Source organism: Nocardiopsis lucentensis DSM 44048, from assembly GCF_000341125.1.
GTDB lineage: Bacteria > Actinomycetota > Actinomycetes > Streptosporangiales > Streptosporangiaceae > Nocardiopsis > Nocardiopsis lucentensis.
Genome location: NZ_ANBC01000190.1, coordinates 1 through 9,980, shown reverse-complemented (window position 1 = coordinate 9,980; position 9,980 = coordinate 1). Strand labels below are relative to the sequence as shown.

The following is a 9,980-nucleotide window of genomic DNA, read 5'->3' as shown; positions in this document are numbered from 1 at the left end:
GGCCGTCGCGGTCGCCGTGGGGGACCGGGCGCACGAGTAGGGAGCCGGGGCCCGGGGTCAGGCGCGGCGGCCCTGGATGTAGGCCTCCAGCGCGGCTCGGTCGTCCTCCAGCACGCTCAGGCGGCTCTTGACGACGTCGCCGATGCTGACGATGCCCACGAGCCTGCCCCCGGAGAGCACCGGGACGTGGCGGAAGCGGCGCAGGGTCATCGCCTCACTGACGTCCTCGACGGTGTCCTCGGTGGTACAGGTGAAGACGTCGCCGGTCATGATGGCCGCGACGGGGGCGGCGAGGAGTTCGGGGCCGGAGCGGTCAAGACCCCGGACGACGTCCCTCTCGGAGACGATGCCGACGACGCGGTCGCCCTCGGCGACGACGACGGCGCCGATCTCGTGTCGGGCGAGTTCGGTGAGCAGGAACGCGACGGTCGCGTCGGGGGCGACACTGACCACCTCCGTCCCCTTGGACCGGAGGATCCCGGAGATCAGCATGGCGGACCCCCTTCCGCTGGCGGGGGCGCTCGGTCCCGAAGGGTTACCCGCTCCCCCGCCCCGTCAACCACAGGTCTGGACCAACCGTGCGCTCTGTGTGAAGCCCCGGACCACCGCCCCGCTCACGGGCTTCACGGCTCAACGGACGCGGCTCCCCGAGGCTCGGCCTCAGCCGCCCCCGATCCAGTACCGCTGAAGCCTGACGAGCGCCTCCTCCTTGCTCATCTGCGCAATGTCCGCCTCATGGAGACCGAGCTTGGAGATCAGCAGGTGAACGAGGTCGGCGGGCAGTGCCCCCGAAAGCGGTACGGGTACTCCCCGGTCAGGAGGGGCACCATCACGGACGCACGCCCAGAACGCGGCCTCGTCGACATCGAGCTGGTCCCGGAGGATGTGCGCCCACATACTCCTCCCGTAGTCGGTCCGATCCGCAGGTCGGGACACCCTGGTACGCAGGATCCGACCGTCCGGCGGGTCCAACTCGTAGGTGATGTGGTGGGTTCCGGTACCACCGCGGGCGTTTCGTACCACCCTCCACCCTTCTGCCTTGCAGAAGCGGTCATGGTCCTCGCGTGTGGGCCGTGGCCAGGTCACTGCGCCTCCCCCACGAGCCAGTCGCGCAGCTGCCCATCACTGCTGAGGCTGATCAGCTGGACCAACCCCCAGTTCTCCCGGTGGTTGGGAGCGTCGAGCAGGTGGTCCTGCCAGTCCTCCGCGTACTCCCTCAGGGCACCGACCATCTCGCTGAGGGCCTCGTCGAAGGACCCCCCGTCAGCGGCGACGGGCAGTCCCGGAATGAACACGGACCAGCCTTCGGCCTCGGACACCACCTGCGCACGGGACGGGGTGACCGTCGCGAGGCAGTGGCGCAGTCTCTCGACGTCCACGACGGCGGTTCTGACCGACTCCCGCCGGACTGTGGCGACCCGACCGCTCTCCGCCGCGTCCAGGAGGTTCTTGAGGTGGGTGCGAGCCTCGGTGTAGCTGTCGTAGTGCACGGATGCCATGGCGGAACCTCCATCAGAGCGGGCTCTCAGACTGCCACCAAGGGTTGAGTACGCCAAGTACGCGAAGTACTTATCCCTCGAACGCACGCGGTCAGCTGCACCCGCTGGTGGCGCCGCAGCCCTCGCAGGCGTAGCAGCTACCGGACGGACGCATCTTCGTACCGCAGGTCATGCACAACGGGGCGTCCGCGACGAAGCCCTGCTGCCGCTCCATCAGCTCGGTGCTGGAGTGCGGCTCCTCGGGATCCGGCCCCTCCTCCGCGGCGGGCGGCGTGCCGGTGTCCCGGGAAGCGTCGTCCCGGGCCGCCCGGGTGGCGGCCGACTGGGCGAGCGACTCCACCTCGGCGGCCACCTGGGACGGGTCCTCGCCCTCGGCCCGGGCCCTGCGCTCGTCGGCCGAGAGCACGCCCAGGGCGGCGCGTTCCTCGTAGGGCAGGTGGTCCAACGCGAGGCGGCGGAAGATGTAGTCCATGACCGACTGCGCCATGCGGACGTCCGGATCGTCGGTCACACCGGCCGGGTCGAAGCGCATGTTCGTGAACTTCTCCACGTAGGTCTCCAGGGGGACCCCGTACTGGAGCGCGATGGAGACGGCGATGGAGAAGGCGTCCATCACCCCCGCCAGGGTGGACCCCTGCTTGCCGAGCTTGAGGAACACCTCGCCCAGACCGTCGTCAGGGTAGGAGCCCGCGGTGATGTAGCCCTCGGCGCCGCCGACGGAGAACGAGGTCGTCTCGCTGGGGCGCTTCTTGGGCAGACGGCGGCGGACCGGGCGGACCTCCTCGGCCGCCGGGGGCTCGGCCGCGCTTCCCGCGTCCCCGGCGGCGCGGGTGGACAACGGCTGTCCGACCTTGCAGTTGTCCCGGTAGACGGCGAGCGCCTTGAGCCCCCTGCGCCAGCCCTCCAGGTAGAGGTGCTCGAAGTCGGCGACCGTGGCCTCCTCCGGGACGTTGACCGTCTTGGAGATGGCTCCGGACAGGAAGGGCTGCACGGCGGACATCATGCGGATGTGGCCCATCGGCTCGATGTAGCGGCGGCCCATCGCGCAGTCGAACACCTCGTGGTGTTCGGGGCTCAGCCCGGGCGCGTCCACGACGTGGCCGTGCTCGGACACGTACTCGACGATCGCCTCGATCCGCTCGTCCTGGTAGCCGAGGGTGCGCAGGGCGCGCGGCACGGCCTGGTTGACGATCCGCATGGACCCGCCGCCGGCCAGTTTCTTGAACTTGACCAGCGAGAAGTCCGGTTCGATGCCGGTGGTGTCGCAGTCCATCATGAAGCCGATGGTTCCCGTGGGTGCGAGCAGGCTCGCCTGGGCGTTGCGCCAGCCATGCCGTTCCCCCAGGCGCAGGCATCGCGCCCACTCCCGGGTGGCCGCCTCGTGGATCGGCTCCTCCAGTGCGCCGACGGTGCGCAGGTCGTCGTTGGCGGCGGCGTGCTTGCGCATGACCCGCTGGTGCGCCCGGGCGTTGCGTTCGTACCCGTCGTAGGGTCCGACCGCCCCGGCCAGTTCGGCGCTACGGCGGTAGGCGGTCGCGGTCATGAGCGAGGTGATCGAGGCGGCGACGGCACGGCCGCCGTCGGAGTCGTAGGCGTGGCCGGTGGCCATCAGCAGGGCGCCGAGGTTGGCGTAGCCGACACCGAGCTGGCGGTAGGCGCGGGTGGTCTCCCCGATCCGCTCCGTGGGGAAGTCGGCGAAGGCGACGGAGACGTCCATCGCCGTGAGCACCAGCTCCGTGAGCCGGGTGAACGTCTCCACGTCGAAGGTGCCGTCCTCGCGCAGGAACCTCAGCAGGTTGATCGAGGCGAGGTTGCAGGAGGAGTCGTCCAGGTGCACGTATTCCGAACAGTTGGCCACAACAGTGCTACCCACGATGTAGGAGTGGTTGCGGGGTTCGGTCAGGTTGTAGGTCGTCTCGAACCCCTGGGACTCGCGGGAGACCAGACGGACCGAGCTGTCGGTGTTGTACACACGACGGAAGTCCAGAGCGTCCTGGATCCTGTCGCTCTTGCTCTCGATGGTGAAGTTGACGAGAGCGGAGAAGTCGTACAGGAACCTGCTGGAGATCCGCAGATCGAAGAACGGACCATCGCTTCCGTAGGTGACGGCGCTGCCGTCCTTGCGCACATAGGAGAACGTGTCCGGCTTGCCGTCGGAGGTCTTGTAGACGCGGCTGGCGATCCCGAAGGGAGCGAGCAGTTCCTGTACCTCGCGCGCGAGCCGCTCGGAACGGGTGCTCAAACCGACGTAGCGCGTCCCGTTGGGCTGGTCGACCGCACAGCCGTCGGCGTCGAACAGCCCTCGGAGGAACTCCAGGACCGTGTCCTCAGGTGCCTCGAAGAGCGACGCGGGAACGCACTTGTCCGCCGCGCGGCCTCCGAGTCCGAGGGCACGCACGAACGCCGCCATCGCCTGACGTGTGACCCTGAGCTGCTGGGTCCCGTTCGGTTGGCGGCTGGGCTTGCTGCGGTGCCCGGTGAGGCGTTCGATCAGAGCCTGGTGACGGGGGAGCACGGACTCCTGTTCCTCGGCGGTGCCGTAGACGGTCACGACACTGGCCTCGCTGACCGACCCGTCCCCCACGAGCCAGCCGAGGTAGTGGGCGAGGTCCGCGTCCTCGTCCCACTTCTCGGGGAGGGTGAGTGGGGTCGTGCCAGGCCTCTCCGACGCCGAACGGGCGGCGTCCAGCGCGGCTCTGGGAATCTGGCGAACGGGGTTGGAACGAGGAGCGTACCGGAAGGAGCGGACGATGCGGTCGTCATTTCCCAAGTCCTGCGCCCGGACCCATCCCCGGTTGCTGGTCCACACACGATGACTGGGCGTACAGCGCAGAGCCGAGCCGTCGGAGAAGCGCAACTCGACGATCTCGTTGGTCCCGGTGACCATGTACCGGGTGGGTACCGTGGCCACGACCGAGTCACACGTCTCCCCGGCAGCCGTGACGTCGTTGGTGTAGACCGAGAAGGACTCCCCCCGGGCGGCACGCTCGACGAGCTGACCGATGGGGATGTGCCCCCGGTCGGTCAGTACCCGCTGATCCGCCGGGAAGCACGGGTTGCTCGCGCTGATCCGGCCGGCCTCCGGGTTGGTGTGCCAGTCCTGGATGGCCCCGTCGTACTGGATGCCCGGATCCGCGCACTCCCAGGCGGCGCGGGCCATGCGGTGGAACAGCTCCCCGGCGTCGACGGTGGCGATGACCTCGCCCGTCGTACGGGAGGTGAGACCGAAGTCGGTGCCGCTCTCGACCGCGCGCATGAACGCGTCGCAGACCCGGACCGAGTTGTTGGCGTTCTGGTACTGGACGCTGAACATGTCGGCGCCGCCCAGGTCGACGTCGAAGCCCGCGTCGCGCAGGGCGCGGATCTTGTGCTCCTCGTGCGCCTTGGTCTCGACGAACTCCTCGATGTCGGGGTGGTCGACGTCCAGCACGACCATCTTGGCGGCCCGACGGGTGGCACCGCCGGACTTGATCGTCCCGGCCGAGGCGTCGGCGCCGCGCATGAAGGAGACCGGCCCCGAGGCCATGCCGCCGGAGGAGAGCGGTTCCCGGCTGGAGCGGATGCGGGACAGGTTCACACCCGCGCCGGAGCCGCCCTTGAAGATGATCCCCTCCTCCTTGTACCAGTCGAGGATCGACTCCATGGTGTCGTCGACGGAGAGGATGAAGCACGCCGAGACCTGCTGTGGTGAGGTCGTGCCGACGTTGAACCAGACGGGCGAGTTGAAACTGAACAGCTGATGGACGAGCGCGTACTTGAGTTCGTGGTCGAAGGTCTCGGCGTCCTCGTCCCCCGCGAAGTAACCGTGCGAACGGCCGGTCTCGGTGTAGACCCCCACGACGCGGTCGATGATCTGTTTGAGGCTCCACTCGCGTTCGGGGGTTCCGAGCGCCCCCCGGAAGTACTTGCTCGCCACGATCTGGGTGGCGTTCATCGACCACGAGGTGGGGAACTCCACACCGCGTTGCTCGAAATTGACCGTTCCGTCGCGCCAGTTGGTCATGACGACGTCACGGCGTTCCCATTCGAGGGTGTCGTAGGGGTGGACACCGGGTGTGGTGAGGACGCGCCTCATCCTGAGTCCCTCGGGGCCCGTCTGGTCACTCGTGCTCTTCGTCATGACGGCATTCCCCCCGAGAACGCGTCGACGGCACGGCTCCCGGCCGTGCGGTGGAGGTGTTACTCCCCGTCCGCGCCGGACCCGACCTCGTGGTCCTGGCGCAGGCTGGCGATCTCGGCCTCGAAGTCGGCGAGGCTCTCGAAACCGCGGTAGACGCTGGCGAAGTGCAGGTAGGCGACCTCGTCGAGTTCGCGCATGGGACCGAGGATGGCCAGTCCGATCTCATGCGCCGGCACCTCGGCCAGTCCCCGGCTGCGGATCTCCTCCTCGACCCGCTGGCCGAGCTTGGCCAGGGCGTCCTCGGAGACGGGGCGGCCCTGGCAGGCTCTGCGCACCCCGGCGATGACCTTGGTGCGACTGAAGGGCTCGGTGACGCCGGAGCGCTTGGCGACCATCAGAAGGACGGTCTCCTGTGTGGTGAATCTGCGCTCGCACGCGGGGCAGGACCGGCGGCGGCGGATGGCCGCACCGTCGTCGGTGGACCTGCTGTCGATCACCCGGGTGTCCGGATGGCGGCAGAACGGACAATACATCCCTGTTCACCTGCTTCCCTCGCGACGACCCGCACATCCACTTAACCACAACTTCTGGACTTCCACCCCACCAACACACCCAGATGTTGTGGTCGAACCTCAACGACCACGGATGAGGCCGCAACCTTCGACGAACACGCACCCCGTGCGCACCCGGGCGGCCGCGCACGGGAACACGGACACCGACGCTCGGAGGGGGAGGGGATCGGCGGACGACCCGCAGGGGGTGGACCGGGCCGCCCGAAACCCACTTCCCAGGGTACCGCCGACGCGCCGCCCGACCGCCGCGGACGGGCCGCCCGGAAAACGCGATCGCCGCCCCCGCAGGCGATCGCGCACGAACACCGACACGGGGCGACCGGGCCCGCTCGTACACGGGCGCACTCGTGTTGGCGCATTCCCGGGACACCGGGACGGGCACACGTGTACACGTAAGTGGAGGCCAGGAATTGACCGCGAAAACGCGCGAGCAATTGTCCGCAGCCTCGAACGCTTGTTTGATATCACCGTCAGCAACGACTAATGTTGACGTTGATTTCACTCCGGTTTCGCCGTCACGTGGACCCCAGGGTCGGCGCGGTCGCGGATCGGACGTGGCCAGTCACACAAGCAGGCCCTGACCGAACCGAACGCCGAGGAGGCCCGGCCGTGCCGGAGGAGAATCCCGGAACCACCACCGTCCTCTCGCCCGTGGGCGATGCGGACGGGCCGACGCCCGACGCTCCCAAACTCACGGCGCGTCAGCAGAGCGTGCTGAACTGTATCCAGCGGTACGTAAGGGAACGCGGTTTCCCGCCCTCGATAAGGGAAATCGGCGACGCCGTCGGCCTGTCCAGCCCCTCCAGCGTGGCGCACCAGCTCAAGGTGCTCCAGCGCAAGGGCTACCTGCATCGCGACCAGAACCGCCCCCGCGCCGTCGAACTGCGCACCCCCGGCCGCTCGTCCGGCGCGAAGGCGGACCCCGCGGAGTTCACCGCCGACGCCTCGCGTGCCGCCGCCGTGCCGCTCGTCGGCCGGATCGCCGCGGGTGGTCCGATCCTCGCCGAGGAGTCCGTGGAGGACGTGCTCTCCCTCCCGCGCCAGCTGGTCGGCGAGGGACGGCTGTTCATGCTCACCGTGGTCGGCGACTCGATGACGGACGCCGCCATCACCGACGGCGACATGGTCGTGGTCCGCCAGCAGCAGGACGCCAACAACGGCGACATCGTGGCCGCCCTGCTGGACGACGAGGCCACGGTCAAGGTCCTGCGCCGCGAGGACGACGGCCACGTGTGGCTCCTGCCCCGCAACGAGGCCTACGAGCCCATCAACGGGGACGACGCCACCATCCTCGGCAAGGTCGTCGCGGTCATGCGCCGCGTCTGACGCCGATCCCGCGTCCCCGGTCCGTCCGCGTACCGGGGACGGACCGGTCACAGGACGGCATACACGGCCTCCGGGCACGCCCTAAGCTGGGGGCGTGTCCACACCCACCACCTCCCCCGCGCACGGCCGCTGGCGGATGCTCGCCGTCGTCGGCGCGACCACCGGCCTCCTGTTCTCCACCGCCTGTTCCGGCGAGGACCCCTCGGTCCCTCCGCCCGGCGTCAGCGGGTCGGCTCGGGACCTGTCGTTCACCGTGGACGGCGCAGAGGTGTTCGCGACGTTCACGGCGCCCTCGGACACCACCGGGACGGTGCCCGCCGCCCTCATCGTCTCCGGCAGCGGACCCACCGACCGGGACGGCAACGCACCGACGCGACCCGACGCCGACACCAACCTGAACCTCACCCGTGTGCTGGCCGAGGCCGGTGTCGCCTCGCTCCGCTACGACAAGCTCGGCAGCGGCGAGACGGGGGCCGACGGCCTCGACCCGGACGATCCCATCGCCCCGGAGGTGTTCGACCGTCAGGTGGTCGCCGCCTTCGGGGAGCTGCTGGCCCAACCCGAGGTGGACCCCGAACGCACCGTCGTCGTCGGACACAGCGAGGGCGCCCTGTTCGCCCTGCGCGCGCACGAACTCGTGGACACCTCGCCCGCGCTGGTCCTGGCCGCCCCGCCCGGAACCCGCTACCTGGACCTCATCGACCGCCAGCTCACCGAGCAGATCCGCGTGGGTGAGGCCCGCGGGCAGCTCGATGAGGGCGACAGTGTCACCCTGCTCTCCGACGCCCGCGCGGGACGTGCCGCGCTGCGCGGTGGACGCGCCCTGCCCGACGACCTGTCGCCCCTGTTGGAGACCGTCTACTCCGAGCGGAACTCGGCCTTCCTGACCTGGATCGACGCCTTCGACCCCGTCGACCTCGCCCGGGACGTCCCCGAGGGCACCCCGGTACTGGTGCTGTGGGCAGAGCAGGACGCCCAGGTCTCCCGGGCGGACGTCGACCGCCTCATGAGCGGGTTCACCGACGCCGAACGCGTCGACGTCCCCGACGCCGACCACGTGTTCCGTGAGTTCCGGGACGAACCCGGCGCGGCCGTGCTCGACGCCGACCGCCCCTTCGCCCCGGAGGTCGCCCCCGCGTTGGAGGAGTTCCTCGACGGAGCCTGGTGAGCCGTCTCGCGGGGCGCCCTGGTCAGGCGGGCAGTTCGGCGATCACGGCCCGGGCGAGTTCCTCGGCCGTCTCCCGTCCGTGCTCCGCCTCCGCCGCGCGCGCGACGCCGTAGTCGGCGGCGGCGCCGTAGCAGGTCTCCACGTACAGGTTGGACACGCGGGCGCCCACACAGGCGAACGGGAAGTCGGACTCGTCAGTCCAGCTGACCGCTTCGTCGCCGATACCGTCCACCGCGGTGGTGTCCTGGTTCGCGGTGGTGTTCCGCAGGTTCTCGGCGGCCGTCTCGATCCCGCCCGGGTTGGGCGCGGCGACCATCACCAAGGTCGCGAAGGAGGGCACCGCCTCCCCCGGCCCCTCGGGGGTGGCCCACCGACACTGCCATCCGGTACCGAACGTGTCCTGCTGCCCGCCGACCGGCGCCTCGAGCTCCAAGACATGGGAGGGCACCGACGCGGCGAGGGCCTCGGTCTCTCCCACCGCGCACTCGGGTGCGGCCTCGAAGTCACCCGACTCCAGGGCCTCACGGTTCAGGACGAACCACACACCGCCCGCCACGAGCAGGACCGCCACCAGCGTCAGCGCCACGACACCGGCGATCGCGCATCCCCGGCTCTGAGGCTGGGCCCGCGGGACGACCGGACGATGGCCTTCCGGGTTCACAAGACCTCCACGAGTTGCTCCGCGACCCGCACCGTCAGCTCACGGGCGTCCTCCCGGTCGGCGGGCCCGTCTCCGGAGACACCGGAGTAGGCCACCCGGACCAGCAGATTGTCAGTGTAGAAGGCCAGGTCGGCGGTGCCCTGCGCCCCGTCCGTCCACACGTGCCCCTCGACATCCGACGGGAGCCGGACACCGTCGCTCGTCCGGGGCACCAGAGCCGTCAGAGCCCGTTCGGCGTGTTCGGTACCCGCGACGGGCACTTCCCCGGAGGTGTCGGTGAACAGCGCGGAGAACTCCACCCGCAGCACACCGGGGTCCTCGGCGGTGCCCAGCGAGGTCCACGCGCACAGCGCGGTGTCACCGCCGGGCTGCGGCCCGGACTCGATGGTCTCAGGAACGGCGTCGGGCAGGGCCTCGTCGACCACGGACGCGGGTACGGCGGCGCAGTCGGGGGCGGTGGTGTGGACGTCGTCCGCGCCGGGGACGTCGGGGTCTCCTCCCGCCAACACGAGTCCACCGCCGATCGCCGCGGCGGAGACTAGCGCGGCGCCACACACGATGACGGCACCGCGTACCATCGGACCACCCGACCTACCGGATGGGGACACCCGGCCACCGCCTCCCTGTCAGTCGT

Annotated in this window: 9 protein-coding genes; 2 read left to right on the top strand and 7 right to left on the bottom strand. The window is 69.9% G+C overall.

Annotated elements, in window-relative coordinates; translation table 11 throughout:
- Positions 1-57: 57 nt before the first annotated feature.
- The 5 genes from D471_RS0106385 to nrdR all read right to left on the bottom strand — a co-directional run bounded on the left by D471_RS0106385 (position 58) and on the right by nrdR (position 6,152).
- A complete protein-coding gene (locus D471_RS0106385) occupies positions 58-492 on the bottom strand; it encodes a CBS domain-containing protein (protein WP_017597855.1) in 435 nt (144 codons plus the stop codon).
- 168 nt (positions 493-660) lie between these two features.
- Positions 661-1,023, bottom strand: a complete 363-nt coding sequence (locus D471_RS41275; RefSeq protein WP_241479578.1) for a cytotoxic translational repressor of toxin-antitoxin stability system — start codon at positions 1,021-1,023, stop codon at positions 661-663.
- Between the two features lie 59 nt (positions 1,024-1,082).
- Positions 1,083-1,499, bottom strand: a complete 417-nt coding sequence (locus D471_RS0106375) for a hypothetical protein (RefSeq protein ID WP_017597853.1) — start codon at positions 1,497-1,499, stop codon at positions 1,083-1,085.
- A 91-nt stretch (positions 1,500-1,590) separates the two neighbouring features.
- Complete coding sequence (locus tag D471_RS0106370; protein ID WP_017597852.1) at positions 1,591-5,619, bottom strand: vitamin B12-dependent ribonucleotide reductase; 4,029 nt, start codon at positions 5,617-5,619, stop codon at positions 1,591-1,593.
- 59 nt (positions 5,620-5,678) lie between these two features.
- Positions 5,679-6,152, bottom strand: a complete 474-nt coding sequence (gene nrdR, locus D471_RS0106365) for a transcriptional regulator NrdR (RefSeq protein WP_026127463.1) — start codon at positions 6,150-6,152, stop codon at positions 5,679-5,681.
- A 648-nt stretch (positions 6,153-6,800) separates the two neighbouring features.
- Between nrdR and lexA the strand changes: the two genes are divergently transcribed.
- Positions 6,801-7,517 (top strand): transcriptional repressor LexA, encoded by a 717-nt coding sequence (lexA, locus tag D471_RS0106360; RefSeq protein WP_017597850.1) that lies wholly within the window; start codon positions 6,801-6,803, stop codon positions 7,515-7,517.
- A gap of 94 nt (positions 7,518-7,611) precedes the next feature.
- On the top strand, positions 7,612-8,685 hold the full coding sequence (locus tag D471_RS0106355; protein WP_017597849.1) for an alpha/beta hydrolase family protein: 1,074 nt from the start codon (positions 7,612-7,614) through the stop codon (positions 8,683-8,685).
- A 22-nt stretch (positions 8,686-8,707) separates the two neighbouring features.
- Here the strand turns inward: D471_RS0106355 and D471_RS0106350 are convergent, their stop codons facing one another.
- A complete protein-coding gene (locus tag D471_RS0106350; protein ID WP_017597848.1) occupies positions 8,708-9,346 on the bottom strand; it encodes a hypothetical protein in 639 nt (212 codons plus the stop codon).
- Entirely contained in the window at positions 9,343-9,924 is a 582-nt protein-coding gene (locus tag D471_RS39055) for a hypothetical protein (protein WP_017597847.1), read from the bottom strand. The genes D471_RS0106350 and D471_RS39055 overlap by 4 nt, the downstream gene beginning before the upstream one ends.
- Between the last annotated feature and the right edge of the window lie 56 nt (positions 9,925-9,980).